The organism is Nonomuraea turkmeniaca (assembly GCF_005889735.1).
In the GTDB taxonomy this organism is placed as follows: domain Bacteria; phylum Actinomycetota; class Actinomycetes; order Streptosporangiales; family Streptosporangiaceae; genus Nonomuraea; species Nonomuraea turkmeniaca.
Window position 1 is genome coordinate 36780 of the sequence record NZ_VCKY01000040.1, and the last position, 19275, is coordinate 56054.

General features: G+C 69.5%; 18 protein-coding genes. 6 read left to right on the top strand and 12 right to left on the bottom strand.

The window, feature by feature from the left end:
- Positions 1 to 90 precede the first annotated feature (90 nt).
- Complete coding sequence (locus ETD86_RS14525; protein ID WP_138666674.1) at positions 91 to 1230, top strand: cystathionine gamma-synthase; 1140 nt, start codon at positions 91 to 93, stop codon at positions 1228 to 1230.
- 52 nt (positions 1231 to 1282) lie between these two features.
- Here the strand turns inward: ETD86_RS14525 and ETD86_RS14530 are convergent, their stop codons facing one another.
- Together ETD86_RS14530 and ETD86_RS59090 are read right to left on the bottom strand one after the other, a co-directional pair.
- Positions 1283 to 1717: a hypothetical protein gene (locus tag ETD86_RS14530; RefSeq protein ID WP_138666675.1), complete on the bottom strand. Its 435-nt coding sequence runs from the start codon at positions 1715 to 1717 to the stop codon at positions 1283 to 1285.
- A gap of 10 nt (positions 1718 to 1727) precedes the next feature.
- Positions 1728 to 1853, bottom strand: a complete 126-nt coding sequence (locus tag ETD86_RS59090) for a hypothetical protein (RefSeq protein WP_281286907.1) — start codon at positions 1851 to 1853, stop codon at positions 1728 to 1730.
- A 139-nt stretch (positions 1854 to 1992) separates the two neighbouring features.
- Here ETD86_RS59090 and ETD86_RS14535 point away from each other — a divergent pair, with 139 nt between their 5' ends.
- Complete coding sequence (locus ETD86_RS14535) at positions 1993 to 2415, top strand: DUF6292 family protein (RefSeq protein WP_246147903.1); 423 nt, start codon at positions 1993 to 1995, stop codon at positions 2413 to 2415.
- Between the two features lie 428 nt (positions 2416 to 2843).
- Here ETD86_RS14535 and ETD86_RS14545 read toward each other — a convergent pair whose 3' ends face one another.
- From ETD86_RS14545 to ETD86_RS14560, 4 genes are all read right to left on the bottom strand, one after another.
- On the bottom strand, positions 2844 to 3311 hold the full coding sequence (locus ETD86_RS14545) for a GNAT family N-acetyltransferase (protein WP_138666677.1): 468 nt from the start codon (positions 3309 to 3311) through the stop codon (positions 2844 to 2846).
- A gap of 32 nt (positions 3312 to 3343) precedes the next feature.
- Positions 3344 to 5302, bottom strand: a complete 1959-nt coding sequence (locus tag ETD86_RS14550) for a vWA domain-containing protein (RefSeq protein ID WP_138666691.1) — start codon at positions 5300 to 5302, stop codon at positions 3344 to 3346.
- Positions 5303 to 5366: 64 nt separating this feature from the next.
- Positions 5367 to 6125: a hypothetical protein gene (locus ETD86_RS14555; RefSeq protein ID WP_138666678.1), complete on the bottom strand. Its 759-nt coding sequence runs from the start codon at positions 6123 to 6125 to the stop codon at positions 5367 to 5369.
- 62 nt (positions 6126 to 6187) lie between these two features.
- A complete protein-coding gene (locus tag ETD86_RS14560; RefSeq protein ID WP_211370039.1) occupies positions 6188 to 7585 on the bottom strand; it encodes a sigma 54-interacting transcriptional regulator in 1398 nt (465 codons plus the stop codon).
- A gap of 171 nt (positions 7586 to 7756) precedes the next feature.
- Between ETD86_RS14560 and ETD86_RS14565 the strand changes: the two genes are divergently transcribed.
- Both ETD86_RS14565 and ETD86_RS14570 read left to right on the top strand, forming a co-directional pair.
- Positions 7757 to 8932 carry an FIST signal transduction protein gene (locus tag ETD86_RS14565; protein WP_138666693.1) on the top strand — a complete coding sequence of 392 codons (1176 nt, stop codon included), beginning with the start codon at positions 7757 to 7759 and terminating at the stop codon, positions 8930 to 8932.
- 37 nt (positions 8933 to 8969) lie between these two features.
- Positions 8970 to 9920, top strand: a complete 951-nt coding sequence (locus ETD86_RS14570; protein ID WP_138666679.1) for an ROK family protein — start codon at positions 8970 to 8972, stop codon at positions 9918 to 9920.
- 85 nt (positions 9921 to 10005) lie between these two features.
- On the opposite strand, the gene ETD86_RS14575 is transcribed toward ETD86_RS14570, so the two are convergent.
- The 5 genes from ETD86_RS14575 to hppD form a co-directional block, all read right to left on the bottom strand.
- Positions 10006 to 10695, bottom strand: a complete 690-nt coding sequence (locus ETD86_RS14575; protein WP_138666680.1) for a hypothetical protein — start codon at positions 10693 to 10695, stop codon at positions 10006 to 10008.
- Entirely contained in the window at positions 10692 to 11237 is a 546-nt protein-coding gene (locus tag ETD86_RS14580; RefSeq protein ID WP_138666681.1) for an RNA polymerase sigma factor, read from the bottom strand. The genes ETD86_RS14575 and ETD86_RS14580 overlap by 4 nt, the downstream gene beginning before the upstream one ends.
- Positions 11238 to 11364: 127 nt before the next feature.
- Positions 11365 to 12759: a M1 family metallopeptidase gene (locus ETD86_RS14585; RefSeq protein WP_138666682.1), complete on the bottom strand. Its 1395-nt coding sequence runs from the start codon at positions 12757 to 12759 to the stop codon at positions 11365 to 11367.
- Between the two features lie 46 nt (positions 12760 to 12805).
- Positions 12806 to 13249 carry an RDD family protein gene (locus tag ETD86_RS14590; RefSeq protein ID WP_138666683.1) on the bottom strand — a complete coding sequence of 148 codons (444 nt, stop codon included), beginning with the start codon at positions 13247 to 13249 and terminating at the stop codon, positions 12806 to 12808.
- A 34-nt stretch (positions 13250 to 13283) separates the two neighbouring features.
- The gene (gene hppD, locus ETD86_RS14595) at positions 13284 to 14393 is read right to left on the bottom strand and encodes a 4-hydroxyphenylpyruvate dioxygenase (RefSeq protein WP_138666684.1); all 1110 of its coding nucleotides are present in this window, start codon (positions 14391 to 14393) and stop codon (positions 13284 to 13286) included.
- 103 nt (positions 14394 to 14496) lie between these two features.
- Here hppD and ETD86_RS14600 point away from each other — a divergent pair, with 103 nt between their 5' ends.
- A complete protein-coding gene (locus tag ETD86_RS14600; RefSeq protein ID WP_138666685.1) occupies positions 14497 to 14982 on the top strand; it encodes an Lrp/AsnC family transcriptional regulator in 486 nt (161 codons plus the stop codon).
- A gap of 349 nt (positions 14983 to 15331) precedes the next feature.
- Complete coding sequence (locus ETD86_RS14605; RefSeq protein WP_425465633.1) at positions 15332 to 17206, top strand: transglycosylase domain-containing protein; 1875 nt, start codon at positions 15332 to 15334, stop codon at positions 17204 to 17206.
- Between the two features lie 38 nt (positions 17207 to 17244).
- Here ETD86_RS14605 and ETD86_RS14610 read toward each other — a convergent pair whose 3' ends face one another.
- Positions 17245 to 19248 (bottom strand): thioredoxin domain-containing protein, encoded by a 2004-nt coding sequence (locus ETD86_RS14610; protein ID WP_138666686.1) that lies wholly within the window; start codon positions 19246 to 19248, stop codon positions 17245 to 17247.
- Between the last annotated feature and the right edge of the window lie 27 nt (positions 19249 to 19275).

Genomic DNA, 19275 nt, shown 5'->3' on the forward strand with positions numbered 1-19275 from the left:
CGGTCCGGTGGGGAACGGACCGCGGGCCGTCGGGCAGGAACGGATGGTGCGGGAACGGACCGCTCGCCGTCTTCCGTTAACGTGGCCTCTATGAGCAACGGTTTTGAGACCCTGGCCATCCACGCAGGTCAAGAGCCCGACCCGCTGACCGGTGCGGTCGTGCCGCCGATCTACGCGACGTCCACGTACAAGCAGGACGGCGTGGGCGGCCTGCGTTCGGGATATGAGTACAGCCGCTCGGCCAACCCCACCAGGACCGCGCTCGAGGAGGCGCTGGCGGCCGTGGAGGGGGGCACGCGCGGCCTGGCGTTCGCGTCGGGACTGGCCGCTGAGGACACCTTCCTTCGCGCGGTGTGCAAGCCGCAGGACCACGTGGTCATCCCGAACGACGCGTACGGGGGGACGTACCGGCTGTTCGCCAAGGTCAACGAGCGGTGGGACCTGCACTACGACCCGGTCCCGCTGCACGACCTCGACGCCGTGGCCGCGGCGATGACGCAGAAGACCAAGGTGGTCTGGGTCGAGACGCCCACCAACCCGCTGCTCGGCATCGCCGACATCGCGGCGCTCGCGCAGCTGGCCCACGACAACGGGGCGCTGCTGGTGGTGGACAACACGTTCGCGTCGCCGTACCTGCAGCAGCCCCTTGCCCTGGGGGCGGACGTCGTCGTGCACTCCACGACCAAGTACGTGGGCGGGCACTCCGACGTGGTCGGCGGGGCGCTGATCGCGGCCGACGCCGGGCTCGGCGAGGAGCTGGCCTACCACCAGAACGCGATGGGGGCGGTGGCCGGGCCGTTCGACGCCTGGCTGACGCTGCGCGGGCTCAAGACACTGGGCGTCCGCATGGACCGCCACTGCGACAACGCCGAACGCGTCGTCGACCTGCTGCTGGCGCACCCGCGCGTGACCGACGTGCTCTACCCGGGGCTGGGCGACCACCCGGGGCACGAGGTGGCGGCCAAGCAGATGAAGCGGTTCGGCGGCATGGTGTCGTTCCGGGTCGCCGGGGGCGAGGCGGAGGCCGTGGAGGTGTGCAACCGGGCGAAGCTGTTCACGCTGGGCGAGTCGCTCGGCGGTGTCGAGTCGCTCATCGAGCACCCCGGCAGGATGACCCACGCGTCGGCGGCGGGGTCGCCGCTGGAGGTGCCCTCCGACCTGGTGCGGCTGTCGGTCGGCATCGAAACCGTCGATGACCTGCTCGCCGACCTGACGCAAGCGCTGGCCTGATCATCCGGCTCCCCTGGCCGCAATCGCGGCGACCGGCGGGCCGGGGACCGGGTCAGGAACCGGGGACCAGCATCAGGAACAGGATCACGAGCCAGATCACCGACAGCAACCCGCTGATCGCGGCGATCCGCCCGTTCTGCACCTTCGCGTCATCGTTCGCGTCCTCGTTGCCCAGCACCCGTACGGCGGTGCGCAGGTCGCGGTCGATGATGACGAGCATCACGGCGGCCACGATGAACAACGTCATCGAGGCCGTCATGTACCACCTGCCGAGGACCCCGTTGCCGAGGACCGCGCCGAGCGCCAACCCGAACACGAACACGCCGATCGAGCCGAAGCTGTAGACCCGCGTCATGCGCTGGATGTTCTGCAGCGCGGGCACGTTCTTGTTGCGGATGACACGGGGCGCGGCCATCGTCGCGGCGGTGACCGGGCCGATCGTGAAGATGGCGAAGGCGATGTGCAACCAGAGAAACAGGGACGACATGCCGGAGAGACTAGTCCCCGACGATCTCGGCGGGGGACTCGACACTCTCTTTGCTCTCTGCTGAGCACAACATGCAGAGCTCCGTGACCGCCACCGCGACGACCATCAGCACGATGAGGAGAATCGTGGCAATCATGGTCTCGCCTCCTTCCCCGTGCCGGACGTAAATATCGTCCTGAATGACTAGACGCCTGTGCAACGGAATAAGTTCGGCGCGGGTATGGTTGGTAGCCGTCGCTTTTTCCTTACCGTTTGGGCACAAGGGGGTGCCGTCCGTGGCCATAAGGCACGTCGAGCCGTACACCGACGAGTGGTTGCAGCAGCCGACCAGCTACGTGCGCCAGGTCGTCGACCAGCTCGGAGCCGAGGTCGTGGACTGGTGGGAGGGCCCCTGCGATCCGCGTGACGCCACGCTCAAGCTGGCCGACGGGGGCGCGCTGGTGTGGGACGAGGAGAGCGGCTGGCGCCTGGGCACGTTCGTCTCGGGCGGCCGCGGCGCCCACACCGAGCTGGCCGGCGTCCGCTACCTGGGGCACGGCCTGCTCCCGAAACCGGAGCGCGTACCTTCGGCCCTGACCGAGGCCCGAGCCGGGGTCGGCGCCAGCACGGCCTGGCGCCCCTGCTACCGCTCCCACCGCAACTGCCGCGACGGCTTCGACGTGGCCCTCGCCTTCTACACCCGCCTCGTCGGCGCCTAAACCTGGAGCCCCTGCCCAACGGCATGGGCCTCCGCCAGTTGCGCGCTTCGCGCGAATAAGCTCCGGGCTCCTCTTACGGGGGCCCACAGCTCCCCCTTGCCGGCCTCCCTACCCCGGACCCCCGGCCTCGACCGGATCGCCTGGTTCGAGGCGTCGCATGGATTCCTGCGCCACGACCGGTCGCCGCCGGGCTGCACGGTCACAAGCTGCACGGTCACAAGTACGCGATCGACGCGGTCGTGGCTGAGCTGGCGATCCGGCAACCGCGACCGGTTGTCATGTTGACGTCCGACGTAGATGACATGAAGAAGCTCTGTGGCGATCGGGTGCGCCTTGTAGCCGTCTGGATATGCCGACACTGGCCCTTCCGGGAAAGACGGTAGTACGGCGTCCGGACGGGCTCGGCGCGGTGATATGGCTGGTACCTGTTATGGCGCCGGGTCGTGGAGGACGAGCAGGATGTGCTCGTCGTCGCCGTGCCGCACCGTTCCGGAGCGCTGGAAGCCGTGCCTTTCCAGGAGCCGGACCGACGCGGTGTTGCCGTGGAAGGGGTCGGCGTAGAGGGGGCGGGTCTTCTCGGTACGCAGGAAGAGACCCAGGGCTCGGGTGCCGATGCCGCGGCCCCAGAACTCGCGCCCGAGCCAGTAGCCGATGAAGCGCCGATCCCCTTCCCACCACGCCACGAGGTTTCCGGCCAGCTCATCGCCCACCATGATCGCCTGCACGAAGACGGTGGGGTCGTCGAGGATCCGGGTCTTCCAGTGGGTGAGAAAGCGCTCTCGCGGCCGGGCGGGAAACCTCGATCTCCTGACGGCCTCCGGGTCGTGCTCCTGCGCCAGGAACACCTCCAGGTCCGCCTCGACCACGTCGCGCAACCGCACGTCCTCGTCGCTCATGTCGAGTGAGTCTGGCAGGCCCCACCGACGATTCAGCGGGCACGGCGCAGCCGGAGGAAGTCGCTGACGACGTACTCGCCCAGGCGATCGGCGCTCGGGGAGAACACGCGGCCGCCGTTCCTGCGGGCCACCTCGTCCACGAACTCCTTCAGCCGGTCGTCCGCCGCCAGCATGAAGACGTTGATCGTGGCGCGTCGCCGGGTCATCTTGTCGACCTCGGCCAGCGTCAGCTCCAGCGTCTCGTGGGACGGCGGCCACTCGAACGCCGAACGGCCGCTGCGCATGAGGTGGGCGGTGGGCTCGCCGTCCGTGACCACCAGCACCACCGGCTCGAAGTCGGGATGGCGGTCCAGGTGGCGGCCGGCGATCAGGAGGGCGTGGTGCAGGTTGGTGCCCTGGACCATGTCCCAGTCGAGACCGGCCAGCTCGTCCGGCTGCAGGACGCGTGCGTAGTTGGAGAAGCCGATGATCTGTACGGCGTCCTGAGGGAACTTGGAGGCCACCAGGGCCTGCAGGGCCAGGGCCGTCTGTTTGGCGGCGGCCCAGGTGCCGCGCAACGCCATCGAGTACGACAGGTCCACCAGCAGGCAGACGGCCGCGGCGGAGCGGCGTTCGGTCTCGGCGACCTCGAAGTCGTCGACGGACAGCTTCACAGCCGTCCTCGTGCCGTTGCCGGCATTGCCCCGGCGGACGCCGTTGACCAGGGTGCGGACCACGTCGATCGGCTGCTCGTCGCCGAAGCGCCACGCCCGGGACGAGCCCGTGAGCTCCCCGGCCGCGCCCGCGTCGTCCTGGTCGTGGTCGCCGCGACGGCCCGCGTCGAGGGAGGAGAACACCCGGCGCAGCGCCGTCTCGCCCAGCCGGCGCACCGCCTTCGGGGTCAGCTCCAGCTTGCCGCGGCGGCGCAGCAGGTAGCCCTGTTCCTCCAGCTCCCGCTCGATGCGCTTGAGCGCCTCCAGATCGTCGACCGCGGAACGGCCGAGCGCGCGACGTACCGCGGCTTCGTCGATGTCGTCGAGCCTTGCGCCCGGGTAGTCCTGGCGCAGGGCGGTTTCCAGCTGGGTGAGGTCGGCCAGCTCCTCCAAGGCGGTGACCGCGTCGCCCATGCCCAGGGGCTCTTCTCCGGTGAGGCGTTCGGGGGCGTTCCAGGCCAGGTCGGGGCGGCGGGCATGGAGGGCCTCGCCGAGCCGGCGCATCTGGTCGGAGAGCCCGGCCTGGTCGAGGGTCTGGTTGATGAGATTGCCGAGCTCCTCGCGCTGGCGCGGGGTCATCGAGGCCAGCATGCGCTGTGTGGCAGCGGCGCGGCGGGCCAGGATGTCGACGAGCTCCTCCAGATTGCGCGGCTTCTCCGGGAACAGGTCGCCGTATTTCTCCATGAAGTCGTCGAAGTCCGCCTGGGTGTGCTGGCCGCGGGCGTCCTTGTCCAGCATGTCGTTCAAATCTGACATCATCTGGCGGATGCGTTCCATGGCCTCGGGGTCGGGGTTCGCGAGCGCGTCGCGCAGGCCACGGAACTGGCTGTCGAGGACCTCCCGGCGCAGCAGGTCACGGAGCTCTTCGAAGGTCTGGCGGGCCGCGGCCGAGCGCCAGTCGTACGTGTTCAGCTCCTGGATGGCGCTGGCCGTGTCGTCGGGCAGCGCGTCGAGCGCGGACTCCCGGAACCGGGCCTCGTCGGAGGGGTCAGGGAACAGCTCGGCCCGTTCTTGACCGATCGCCTTGTCGAGCAGTGCCCGTGCCTTCTCCAGCGTGCCGTCCAGCCGGCCGCGTTCGCGCAGGTCGCGGCGGCGGCGGCGGACCTCCCTGAGCATGTCGTCCAGGCCTCGGCGGTCCTGGGCGCCGGGCAGGCCGCGCTTGAGGAGGTCGCGCAGGGCGTGGACCGGCGTCGAGCCCGACAGGATCGCATCGCCCATCTCGTCCAGCGCCGCTCGTACGTCGTAGGGCGGGGCAAGGGGGTCGGGCCCGTCGTGGTACTCGCCATAGCGGAAGGCCATCACGAACCCACGCTAACCCGGAAACCCCCCACGCGCGCCCCATCAGACGCGGGTCCGGCGGGGGTCACGCGTCCCCGTAGATCTCCCAGACCTCGTCGATGCCACCCACCTCGGGCGAGTAGCGCAGCTGCACGAGCACGGGGTGCTTCTGCGACTTCAGCACCTTGGTCAGGTCCGCGGCACTGCAGGACATCTTGCCGAGCCCGTTCTTGCCGGCGTTGACCGGCTCGCCGGCCAGCCATCCGTCCGGGCAGCGAGCCGTGGCGCGGTAGAAGAACGTGGTGTACGAGTAGCCCAGCTTGATGGTCTTTCCGCCGGTCGCGAACAGGACGCTGTTGTCGTTGATCCGCTTGATCGTGCCCCGGCCGGTCCGCGAGTTCGGCCAGTTGTCCACCAAGAACTCGTTGATCTTGACGGCCATGGAGCCTCGGTACTCGACCCGAAGCGGAGTGACGCCGCGTTGCAATCCGGCAGCCAGATCCGCGGGCTTGCAGGCGGTCCGGCCCAGCCCCTTCCTGTCCACGGCGACCCGCCCCTCGGTCTCCTTGAGATCGCACGCGACCGTGACCCGCCCGAACGCGAGCTTCGTCGCCTTGGTGTAGTCGAGCCGCACCTCTTTGGCTCCGGAGACCGGCTTGAGCCGGTAGCCCACGAAGCCGCCCGTCGCCTTCACGAACGTGGCCGACTTGGGCACGATCCGCAGGTGGCCCTGGCCGTCGGCCCACGCGTACCCGTAGACGACCTTGGTGGCGGCTGCCTCTGCGGGCAGGGCGACGACGCTCCCCAGGGCAACGGCGATGGCGGCACCGGCAAACAGGCGCATGAGTGGTCTCCCCGTCAAATGTGAACAGCTATCCACTATGACGCGGAAGTAGACCCGGTCGTTCACGTCCGGTAGACGGTCACTCCGTCAAGGTCTTCCTTGGACAGGCGCCGCATGAGGTAAAGCCCTTCCAGCGCGAACTCCAAGGCGGCCGCGGCGTGGCCCGGCGATTCCTCGCCCGCCCCCATGCCGAGCCTGGACATGATCTTCGCCAGCCCGGGTACGGGACCCATCCGGTGCAGCAGCTCGCCGGCCGGGACCAGCTCGCCCGACTCCACCTGGTTGCCCTCGGCGAACTTGTCGGTCACCGCGGACAGATCCATGCCGCCCAACCGGCTCCTGAACGTCTCCGCCATGGCCCGGCGCAGCAGGTGGGCCAGGATCTCGGTCTCCCTGCCCTCTTCGCTGACCTCGAACTCCACCTTGCCCCGCAGGCTGTGCACCACGCTGGCCAGGTCCACGACCCGCGTGACCGCCTGCTCCTCGCCCGCGATGGCCGAACGGCGCACGGCGGAGGCCGAGGCGGTCTCGGCGGCGGCGATGGAGAACCGGGCGGACACGCCGGAACGGGCGTCCACGGCGGTGGACTCGCGGACCAGCCGGGTGAACCGGGCGATCACCTCGACCAGGTGCTCGGGGAGGTCGGCCCCGATGTCCGGCATGGACTCCTGGCGGATGAGCGTGAGCTCGTCCTCGACCGTCAGCGGGTAGTGGGTGCGGATCTCGGCGCCGAACCGGTCCTTCAGCGGCGTGATGATCCGGCCTCTGTTGGTGTAGTCCTCCGGGTTGGCGCTGGCGATGAGCAGGATGTCGAGCGGCAGCCGCAGGTTGTAGCCCCGCACCTGGATGTCGCGCTCCTCCAGCACGTTGAGCAGCGACACCTGGATGCGTTCGGCCAGGTCGGGCAGCTCGTTGACGGAGAAGACGCCCCGGTTGGTGCGCGGCACGAGCCCGTAGTGGACGGTCTCGGGGTCGCCGAGCGTGCGCCCCTCCGCGATCTTGATCGGGTCGACGTCGCCGATCAGGTCGCCGACGGAGGTGTCGGGCGTGGCGAGCTTCTCGCCGTAGCGCTCGTCGCGGTGCTTCCACGCGACCGGCAGCTCGTCGCCCAGCTCCCGCGCCAGGGCCTGGCAGCGCGTGCAGGCCGGCGCGTACGGGTGGTCGTTGATCTCGCACCCCTCGACCACGGGCGTCCACTCGTCGAGCAGCCCGGTGACGGTGCGGATGAGCCGGGTCTTGCCCTGGCCGCGCTCACCGAGGAGGACCAGGTCGTGACCGGCGAGGAGAGCGCGCTCCAGATGCGGCAGGACCGTGTCGTCGAACCCGACGATGCCGGGAAATCTCGGCTCGCCCGCTCGCAGCTTGGCCAGCAGGTTTTCGCGGACCTCGGCTTTGACGGTGCGATGAACGTGGCCGCTCTCTCGCAGCTCGCGGAGAATACGTGGCTGTGGCTGATGCACGGGATCGAGACTACGTCCCCTGCGTGGAATGTGGCAGAGAGTTTCGCATCTGGCGGAGATTTCGGATCTTGACTATTGCGTGATGGTTCGTGGGCGTGCTTGTCCTTTTAGTGGGGAGAATCGGGCCTAGGAACGTTGGACATGTCGAGGGAGGCGAGACGCGTGGCCTTGATGACAAGCCGCTTCGCCGACGGCCTCGCCGTGGGTTCCGACCTGGTGGAGGCCGCGCGGAACGCTGTCGGCCAGGCCCTGTCGAGGCTCAGCGGCCAAGCCGACCTGGTCTGCTTCTTCATTTGCGGTGACGATCCCGAGGACGTCGCGAGGGCCGGTCAGGCCGCGATGGAGCTCGCGCCCGGAGCGCATGTGATCGGATGCAGTGCCACGGGAGTGATCGGCGACGGGCAGGGTGTGGAGTTGACGCCTGCCGTGAGCGCCTGGGCGGGCACATTGGACGGGGCGAGGTTGACCACGTTCGCGTTGGAGACGCTGGCGGCCGAGGACAAGTTCGTGGTGGTCGGACTGCCCGAGCGCAGCCAGGACGACCATGTGGCGATCCTGCTCGCGGACCCGTACACCTTCCCGACCGACGCCTTCGTGGAGCGCTCGGTCGATGTGCTCGGCGAGCTGCCGTTGATCGGCGGGCTGGCCAACGGGTTGCAGGGACGGGGCTCGGTACGGCTCTTCGCCGACGGCCGGATCTACACCGAGGGCGCGATCGGCGTGCTGCTCAGCGGCCCGGTGCAGGTCAGCACCGTGGTCAGCCAGGGTTGCCGGCCCATCGGCCCCAGCATGGTCGTCACGGCGTCGGAGGAGAACCTGCTGCTGGAGCTGGCCGGCCAGCCCGCGCTGGCCAGGCTGGAGGACATCGTCAGCGAGCTGGACGAGGACGACCGCGAGCTGGTCGCCGCCGGGCTGCAGATCGGCGTGGCCATGGACGAGTACGCCGAACGCCACGAACGCGGCGACTTCCTCATCCGCGGCGTCATCGGCATCGACCCCGAACGCGAGGCCGTGGCCATCGGCGACATCGTGGAGATCGGCAGGACCGTACGTTTCCAGGTGCGGGACGCGGCCACCGCGGACGAGGACCTGTACGACCTGCTCGACGCCCACCGTGAGCAACTCGGCAAGGTGGACGGGGCGCTGCTGTTCTCGTGCAACGGACGGGGCTCGGCCATGTTCGGCACCGCGGACCACGACCCGGTGGCGTTGCGGGACACGCTGGGGCCGATCGGCGTGGCGGGCTTCTTCGCCGCCGGTGAGGTCGGTCCCGTGGCCGGGCACAACCACGTGCACGGCTTCACCGCCTCCGTGCTCGTCTTCTCCAGCACGGCAGGCGCTCCATGAGGCTTGTCCAGTGCCGCGGGTGCTCCTTGAGGCACCCATGATCCTCGCGATCGACGTCGGCGGCACCAAGATGGCCGCCGGCCTGGTGGCCGGTGACGGAACGGTGACGCGCTCCGCGCGGGTCCCGACGCCGCAGGGCGCGGACGCCTTGACCCTGTGGAAGACGCTCGTCGAGTTGATCGACTCCCTGCCGGACGGGGTCGAGGGCGTGGGGGTCGGCTGCGGCGGGCCCATGGCCTGGCCGGACGGCGAGGTCTCACCGCTGAACATGCCGGGCTGGCGCGGCTTCCCCCTGCGTGCCCGGCTGGCCGAGCGTTTCCCCGGTTTACCGGTACGCCTCCACAACGACGCCATCTGCCTGGCCGTGGCCGAGCACTGGAAGGGCGCCGGCCAGGGGAGCGCGGACATGCTCGGCATGGTGGTGTCCACAGGCGTGGGCGGCGGGCTCATCCTGGAGGGGCGCCTGATCAACGGCGGCACGGGCAACGCCGGGCACATCGGGCACGTGGTGGTCGAGCCGGACGGCGGGCCCCGCTGCGGTTGCGGCGGCCACGGCTGCCTGGAGGCCATCGCCCGCGGTCCGGCCCTGACCGCCTGGGCTCTGGAGCAAGGGTGGGCGCCGAAAAATCCCGAATCCGGGACGTACGAGGAGGATCGGGTGGTCACGGCGCGGGCGCTGGCAGCCGACGCGCGGGCCGGCGACCCGGTCGCGGTGCGGGCCATGCGCCGGGCCGGGCGGGCGCTCGGCATCGCCATCGCGTCGGCCACGCACCTGTGCGACCTGGACCTGGTCACGATCGGCGGCGGGTTGTCGCAGGCGGGGGAGCCGCTGTTCGGGCCGCTGGATGAGGCGCTGCGCGAGCACGCCCGGGTGGAGTTCGCCCGGCGGGTCAAGGTCATACCCGCCTCCCTGGGCCAGGAGGCCGGCCTGATCGGCGCGGCCGCCCTCATCCTGGCAGGCGAGAGTTACTGGGCTGAACGACGGTGAAGGCCCGGCGGCCCCGCTGCTCGGGAAGGTCGCCGGGCCTGCCTGCCAGAGCGGTGAGGGTGCTCCGGCAGGCCGGGAAGGAGCGCTATCCGGTCTTCTGGTCCAGGCTGGGACCCTCGTCCTCGCCTCCGGTCCTGAAGTCGAAGCCGGCCCCGCCGTCGTCCTTCTTGTCCACCGTGACGCCGCCGTCGCCGGCGGGCGGGACGGGCATCGAGGTCGGCTCGCAGTCCGCGACCGCCCCCTTCACCACGGTCAGCGACACCCCGAACGGCGGCCTGTCGTCGCCGTCCTCGCTCTTGGACACCGCCAGCACGAGCGTCTCGCCCGCGGGCACCCTCCCCTTCTCGATCGTGAAGGAGACCCCGCCGCCCGCGGACCCCACGCTCACCGAGAACGGCCCGGTGACGGAGCCCTTCTCGCCGCGGGGGTCCTTGCAGGTCTGGCCCTGCGGCAGGTAGTCGACGACCGACTTGACGCCGGCGTTGGCCAGCTCGGCCTCCAGCCCGTCGGGGTCGGTGAACGCGCTGATCCGCACGCTGACCGAGCCGTCCGTGCCCTTGGTGACCGCGTACGCCGGGTTGTCCGCGACCCCCGTCAGGAGCACCACCGCGGTGGTGGCCGCCGCGACCCCCGCCACCGCGGCGGACAGCCCTGCGAGGCGCCGCCGCGAGCCGCGCTGAACCTGCGTCACAGTTGTCGTCATCTTGTCCTCCGCCGTCCTCGTCGTGATCTCTTCCTTGAGTGCACTGAGAAGGCGCTCTTCGAAATTGCTCATGCCTGTCCTTCCACGTACACAGGTGCTGGTGAGGCGACGTTCTCCAGGGCTTTTCTGGCTCGGTGCAACCGGACTCGCGCGGTCACCTGCCTGATGCCCAGGGCCTTGGCGGCCTCGGTGACGGTGAGCTGGTCGATCGCCACGAGCTCCAGCACGGCACGCTCGCCCTCCGGCAACCCGGCCATGGCCTCCAGAGCGCTGCGCATCCGGCGCTCGGCGTCGATCCGCTCCTCCATCCTGACGAGGTCGTCGTCGTCCATCAGCCGGCGACCGGCGACACGGCCGGTGGCCCGTGCTTCCCTGGCCGCCTTGCGGTGCTGGGCCGACACGACGTTGCGCGCGACGCCGTACAGCCATGCGATCTCGCTGCCCCGGCCGGGCACATAGGTGTGAGCCGAGTCCAGGGCCGCCAGGAAGATGTCCGCCGTCAGGTCCGCGGCGAGATGAGGGTCACTCACCCGCCGGGCCACGAACTTCAGCACGGCATCCACGTGGCGGCGATAGAAGGCCTCAAAGGCCGCAGGGTCTTCGTTGAGGCGCATCGCCTGCAATCCCTTTCGTCGTTCGCCTTACATCCGGTACTTGGACCGAGCGACGAAAAGCGTTTCCTCCGCCCTTGCCCGCCTCCTGCCCAAGGGACCAGAAGGCGGCCAGTCTGAGGGGCGCCGGTCAGGCAGGGCGGCGGGGCTGGAAGAGCCAGGCGTCGAAGAGGGTGCCGAGGTCCTTGCCCGACATCCGTTCCGCGAGCTCGATGAACTGCTCCGTCGTGACATGACCGTAGCGGTGGTCGGCGGCCCACTTCTTCAGCAGCGCGAAGAACGTCTGATCGCCGACGGCCTGGCGCAGGGCGTGCAGCGTCATGGCGCCGCGCACGTAGACCGACTGGTTGAACAGGTCGTCGGGCCGGGCCTGCCCTGGCGGGTACGCCCAGATCGGGTCGGAGGCCGGGCGGCCGTGGAGCTCCTTGAAGGTGGCCTCGGCGGTCTTCCTGCCCTTGTGCTCGGCCCACAACCACTCCGCGTACGTGGCGAACCCCTCGTTGAGCCAGAGGTCCTTCCACCGCTTGATGCTCAGGCTGTTGCCGAACCACTGGTGCGCCAGCTCGTGCGCGACGATGGTCTCGTCCGGGTGGAAGCCGCCGTAGAGCGGCTTGGTCTGGTTTTCCAGCGCGTATCCGGCGGCGTAGTCGTCGATCACGCCGCCGGTCGAGCCGAACGGGTAGGGCCCGAAGACCGTGGCCCAGTGGTCGGTGAGCGCGGCGGAGCTCGTGTAGAGGCCGTCGAGCGAGGCCTTGAACTTGGGGTCGACGGCGGTCAGGTTGGCGATGCCACCGGGCGTGCGGCCCTGGCGCAGCTCGAACGTGCCCAGCGTGGCCGTGGCCAGGTAGGTCACCATCGGGTGCCGCTCACGCCACCGGTAGGTGGTCTTGCCGCCCGCCGTCGTGGGCTGCCCGGTCATCTCGCCGTTGGCCAGGGCCGTCAACCCGGCGGGCACGGTGATCGTGAAATCGAAGAGGGCCTTGTCGGCGGGGTGATCGTTGGCGGGGAGCCAGGTCTTGGCGCCGTTGGGCTGGGCGGCCACGAACGCGCCGTCCGGTGTCGATATGAAGCCGTACGTCCCCAGCTTGGTGGCCTCCTGGACCGGTTTCGGGACGCCCGAGTAGGACACCTTCACGGTGAAGGTGGCGTGATTGTCGATCGGCCGGGCGGGCCGCACGGTCAGCTCGTCGCCTTCGCGGCTGAACGTGGCGGGTGCGTCGTTCACGCTGATCCCGCGCACGTCGAAACCGGCCAGGTCCAGGTTGAAGCTGGACAGGCCCTGCGTCGCGGCGGCCTTGATGGTGGTCTCGCCGACCAGCTGCTTGCTCGCGGGCGTGTAGTCGATGGCGACGGCGTAATGGGCGACGTCGTAGCCGCCGTTGCCGTCCTGGGGGAAGTCCGTGTCGCCGATGCCGGGCGCGCCCGCCCGGTGGTCGGCCGCCGGATGCGGCTGATGGGCGGGCGCGCAGGCCAGCACGCTGACCAGCGCCGTCACCAGTGCCACCCCGCGCCGGTTGGAACGCATAGACGAACGACCCCCCTTCGCTATGTGACGTGAATATTACGCTGTGTCAGGCGTGGACGACGACCGTCCTGGCGGCCTTGTCGTGGAGGGCCTGTTTGCGCGGGTCGAAGAGGATCCACGCCAGGTCGATCAGGAGACCGACGCAGCACAACCATTCGAAAGCGGTCATCACGGCCTGCCTGACCGCCACCTGCCCCACGCCCAGCTTCCCGCCGGTGTCCGAGACCACTCTGATCGCGAACACCCTCTTGCCCAGCGTCTGACCGCGCCAGAAGGCATGCAGCAGCCAGAAGTACAGGAAGGCCACGAGCCCGGCCAGGAAGGTGTGTTCCACCGGGTAGCGGTCCCAGACGCCTCGCGCGCTGTCCCAGACGTAGTCCCAGCTCGTCCAGCTGAAAGGGGCTGAGACGATGTTGACGATGAACCAGTCGAGGACGCCGGCGAACAGCCGCCGCCAGCGTCCCGCCAGCCCCGGTGGCGGCAATCCCATGGTGTCCTGATCGCCCCCGCCAAGTCGCGACAAACTAAAGGTTGCCCCTACGTTCCTGCTCGCGCTCGATGGCCTCGAACAGGGCCTTGAAGTTGCCCTTGCCGAACCCGAGCGAGCCGTGCCGCTCGATCAGCTCGAAGAAGACCGTGGGCCGGTCCTGCACCGGCTTGGTGAAGATCTGCAGCAGATAGCCGTCCTCGTCCCGGTCGACGAGGATCTTCCGCTTCTTCAGCTCCTCGATCGGCGCCCGCACCTGCCCGATGCGCGCGCGCAGCTCGGGGTCGTCGTAGTACGAGTCCGGCGTGTCCAGGAACTGCACGCCCGCCGCCCGCATGTGGTCGACCGTGGTCAGGATGTCGTTGGTGGCCAGCGCGATGTGCTGCACACCAGGACCTCGGTAGAACTCGAGGTATTCGTCGATCTGCGACTTCCGCTTGCTGACGGCCGGCTCGTTGAGCGGGAACTTGACCTTGCGCGTGCCGTCGGCCACGACCTTCGACATGAGCGCCGAGTACTCCGTCGCGATGTCGTCGCCGATGAACTCGGCCATGTTGGTGAAGCCCATGACGTTGCGGTAGAACGCCACCCACTCGTCCATCTTGCCCAGCTCGACGTTGCCGACGCAGTGGTCGATGGCCTGGAACAGCCGCCCGGTCCTGGTCGCGGGCGGCGCGACCAGCGGCTCGGCGGCCACGTACCCGGGCAGGTAGCGGCCTCCGTAGTTGGACCTGTCGACCAGCGTGTGCCGGGTCTCGCCGTACGTGGCGATGGCCGCGAGCTGCACCTTGCCGTGCTCGTCCTCCATCGTGTACGGCTCCGCCAGCCCCTTCGCCCCCTGGGCGACCGCGTGCGCGTACGCCCCCTCCACGTCGGGCACCTGGATGGCCAGGTCGATCACCCCGTCACCGTGCTCGGCGACGTGCCGGGCCACCTCCGTGCCTGGCCGGATCGAGGCCCGGAACTCGAACGTGGCGCTGCCCGACGTCAGCACGTACGCGGCCAGGTCGCGGCTGCCCGTCTCGGGCCCGCGGTAGGCCGCCAGCTTCATGCCGAACGCCGTCGAATAGTAGTGGGCCGCCTGCTTGGCGTTGCCCACGGCGAACACCACGGCATCCATCCCGTTAACCGGAAAGTCATCACTCATGCCACCAACTCTCGATTTTCCTGGGCGACTTGCGCAAGGGTTACCTCAAGCAGTGCACAACCTGTCTAGCTATCACTCGAAATATCGGGTAGTTCTGTACAGCATGACGATCGATGATCTCGACGCCCGGTTGATCTCCTTGCTGACCGCCGAGCCCCGCCTTGGAGTGCTGGAATGCTCGCGGCGGCTCGGCGTGGCCCGCGGCACCGTACAGGCCAGGCTCGACCGGCTGATCGCCAGAGGCGTGATCACGGGGTTCGGTCCGGACGTGTCGCCGGCGGCGCTCGGCTACGACGTCACCGCGTTCGTCAGCATGGAGATCAGGCAGGTCGCCGGGCACGATCCGGTCGCGCATCAACTGGCCCGCATTCCCGAGGTGCTGGAGGTGCACACGATCACCGGCGACAGCGATCTGCTCTGCCGCGTGGTGGCTCGCACCAATGCCGATTTACAACGGGTTATTGACCAGATCGTTGATGTTCGGGGTGTGCTCAGGACTAATTCGATCATCGCCCTCGACACCCCGGTTCCCTACCGAGTGCTGCCTTTGGTCGCCGATGTTCCGCGGCGGGAGCAGCGGTCGCCGTAGTATCGCTTGGGGACGGGGCACCATTGTCGATCGTTTACCCTTGGCATTCGCCCAGCTTGCGGGGGTTCGGCGAGGCTTGGACGACGGGAGGTCGAGGGTGCGAGGCGGTGGAGGAAACGGGATGCGAAAGCGGCGGATTCTCCGTCTTCTCCTGATTTCATGTGGTGCGGCAATTCTTGTCATGGTCGGTCTGTTCGCCGTCGCGTGGGCAATGACCCCCATTCCCGACACCACCCAGAAGCAGGCCACCGCACAAGGGTCGGTGATCTATTACCGCGACGGCAAGACCGTGCTGGCCCGGCAGGGCGTGGACCGCAAGGTGGTCGAGCTCGCCAAGGTGCCCTTGCACGTGCGCCAAGCCGTCATCGCGGCCGAGAACCGCTCGTTCTACGAGGACGCGGGCGTCTCGCTCAAGGGCACCGGCCGGGCCGTCTGGTCCACGGTCACCGGACAGCAGCTCCAGGGCGGCTCCACGATCACCCAGCAGCTCGTCCGCAACTACTACAGCGGCCTCAGCCAGGAACGTTCCGTCACCCGCAAGTTCAAAGAGATCCTCATCGCGATGAAGGTCGACCAGTCCAAGTCGAAGGACTGGGTGCTGGAGCAGTACCTCAACACGATCTACTTCGGCCGCGGCGCCAACGGCGTCCAGTCGGCCGCCCGCGCCTACTTCGGCAAGGACGTCGGCGAGCTGACCGTGTCCGAGGGGGCCTACCTGGCGGCGGTGATCCAGCAGCCGAGCCGCTTCGCCGACCCCAAGGGCGCCGACCTGGCCGCGGCCGAGAAGCGCTGGCGGTCGGTGATCAACGCCATGGCACAGACGGGCGCGCTGACACCTCAGCAGGCGGCGGCCGAGAAGTTCCCCACGCCGGCGGCGCCGAAGAAGCCGTTCGAGCTCAAGGGCCAGGCCCGCTACATGCTGCGGCAGGTGACCGATGAGCTCAACCGGCGCGGCTACAGCGACGAGGACATCAACGGCGGCGGGCTGAAGATCGTCAGCACGTTCGACAAGAAGCTCATGGCGGCGGCCGAGCGGGCGGTCAAGGACGTGTTGCCGGACAACACGCCGGAGAAGGTACGCACCGGGCTCGCGGCCGTCGACCCCAAGACGGGCGAGGTGGTGGCCTTCTACGGCGGCGACCCCGAACGGTACGACTACGACAACGCCTTCTCGGCCGAGGTGATGGCCGGATCGACGTTCAAGCCGTACACGCTGGCCGCCGCACTGAACAACGGCTTCGATCTGTCCACCAGGGTCGACGGCAACTCGCCGCTACGCGTGGCCTCCGCGGAAGAGCCGATTCCGAACGACAGCGGGCGCTCGTACGGCCAGATCGACCTCGTGCGGGCCACCCAGAACTCCGTCAACACCGCGTTCGTGGACCTCGGGCAGAAGGTCGGGCTGGACAAGGTGGCCGAGATCGCGGAGGCGGCGGGCATCCCCGCCGACCAGCTCGAGCAGCAGAAGACGGTCGCCTCGTTCCCGCTCGGCGTGTCCTCCATCAGCGCCGTCCAGAACGCCTCCGGCTTCTCCACGTTCGCCAACAAGGGCGTGCACGTGGAAGCCCACGTGCTCAAGTCGGTCACCGACGGCACGGGGCGCAAGGTGGTCGTCAACCCGGTCTCCAAGCAGGTGGTCAGCGAGCAGGCCGCGGCGGACACGACGTACGCGATGCAGCAGGTCGTCAAGTACGGCACCGGCACCGCCGCCCGGCTCTACGACCGCCCGGTGGCCGGCAAGACGGGCACCACGGACGATTCGAAGTCGGTCTGGTTCAACGGGTTCACGCCGCAGCTGGCGGTGGCGGTCGCCATGTTCCGCGACGACAACAAGACCGTGACGATCCCCGGGTACGGCACCCAGTTCGGCGGGTCGTTGCCCGCGCAGATCTGGCGGGCGTTCATGACCGAGGCCATGGCGGGCAAGCCGGTCGAGGAGTTCCCCGAGCCGTCCGACTACGGCTACTCCTACGACTACTCGGTTCCCGACCGTGACGTCCCGGAGCAGGAGTACACGCCGCCGGTGAACCCCGAGTTCTCCGGCACGGCCGAGCCCGAGTTCAGCGAGTCGCCGGTCACCGACCCGCCCGTCACCGAGGCGCCGGAGGACCGGCAGGACGAGCAGCCGGAACAGACCGCCCCACCGGTCACGCAGCAGCCGGAGCAGCCGTCCACGGACACCGAGCCCAGTACGGGCGACAACGGCGCCCGCCCGACGGGCTGACGCGCCGGCCGTCCACGGGCGCTAAAGGCGGGCCGCCCTCATCCGGCGGCCAGTTCCGCCTTGAGCGCGTCGACCGTCGTCACCGGCATCCGGCAGGTGAAACCCCTGCACACGTAGGCCGCCGGTGCGTCACCGACCGTTCCGCGGCCTTCGAGCAGCGCAGGGAACACCTCGCCGCCGTGGACGAGCGGGTCACCCGCCGCGCCCCTCGCCGCGGAGTCGCCGGCGCCGAGCGCGACCACCAGCCCGGGCACGTCCGCCAGCAGCGCCTCCCGGTGCAGCGCCGCCGTCCGCGGGTCGTCCGGCGGGCCGACGACGGCCACCTCCACCGGCCCGTTCAGCGCTGCCCGCGCCACGGCCAGCCCCCAGCCCGCGAATCTGGCATGCCCTCTGGACAGCACGGACACGGTGCCGAGCGCGGCGTAGGCGGCCTCTCGGTGCCGGGCCGAGCCGGTCAGCGCGCCGTAGGAGAGCAGGGCGCCCGCGGCCGCGAACTGGCCCGAGGGGGTGGCGTTGTCGGTGGGGTCCTGCGGCCGCTGGAACAGCCGCTCGGCGTCGTCCGCCGTGTCGTAGAAGCCGCCCGCCCCGTCGGCGAACCTGTCGAGGAGGACTTCGAGCAGCGATCCCGCCAACCGCAGCCACCTGGCCTCGCCGGTCACGCCGTACAGCGCGATCAGTCCCTCCGCCAGGTTGGCGTAGTCCTCCAGCACGCCGGCGTTCGTGCCCGCGTGCCCGTCACGTGACGTACGCAGCAGCCTGCCGTCCGCCATGTGGATGCCGGCCAGCAGCTCCGCCGCCGCCGAGGCCGCCGCCACGAGGTCGGGCCGCTCGAACACCACGCCGGTCTCCGCCAGTGCCGCGATGACCAGGCCGTTCCACGAGGCCACGACCTTGTCGTCGCGCCCGGGGCGAACCCGCCGGCCCCTGGCGGCGAGCAGCCGCTCGCGGACGCTCGCGTACCGCTCGGGGTCCTCAGGGTCGCGCGGCAGCTGCAGGACGGACGTGCCGTGCTCGAACGTTCCGGTGACGTCGAACAGGCCGCCCGCCCACCGCCCGTCGTCCTCGCCGAGCACCTCGCGCAGCTCCTCCGGCGTCCAGACGTAGAACTTGCCCTCCACGCCCTCGCTGTCGGCGTCCAGGGCCGAGGCGAACCCGCCCTCTGTGGTGCGCATCTCGCGCAGCAGCCAGTCCGCCGTCTCCAGCGCCACGCGCCGCGCCAGGTCGCCGCCGCCCGTCTTCCACCAGTGGGTGTAGACCCGCAGCAGGAGCGCGTTGTCGTACAACATCTTCTCGAAGTGCGGCACGACCCACTCCGCGTCCACGCTGTAGCGGGCGAAGCCGCCGCCGAGCTGGTCGTACATGCCGCCGCGGGCCATCGACCCGAGCGTCTTGCCGCTCATCTCGCGCTCGCCCGAACGCAGGAGGAACTCCAGCACCATGGACGGCGGGAACTTGGGCGCGCCGCCGAACCCGCCGTTCACCGGGTCGTAAGACTCCCGCAGGTTCCGTACGGCCAGCTCCAGCGTCTCCTCGCCGGGCACCGCCCCGCTGGGCAGCGTGGTCTGCGAGTTGAGCGCCTCCACTACCTTCGCGCCCTGCTTCAAGACCGAGTCCCTGTCGCCCGTCCACACGTTGTGGACCTCGGTGAGCAGGCGCTGGAAGTGCGGGCGCGGGAAGTAGGTGCCGCAGTAGAACGGGTGGCCTTCCGGCGTCGCGAACACCGTCATCGGCCAGCCGCCCTGATGCGTCATGGCCTGGGTGGCGCCCATGTAGACGGCGTCCACGTCCGGGCGTTCCTCGCGGTCGACCTTGATGTTGACGAAGTGCTCGTTCATGAGGCGCGCGGTGCCGGCGTCCTCGAAGCTCTCGTGGGCCATGACGTGGCACCAGTGGCATGCCGAGTAGCCCACGCTGATCAGCAACGGCACGTCGCGGCGCCTGGCCTCCGCGAACGCCTCCTCACCCCAGGGATGCCAGTCCACCGGGTTGTCCGCGTGCTGCAGCAGATAGGGGCTGGTGGCGTCTTTCAAGCGGTTCATCATGACCTCCTCGCCTCACCCACCCTAATC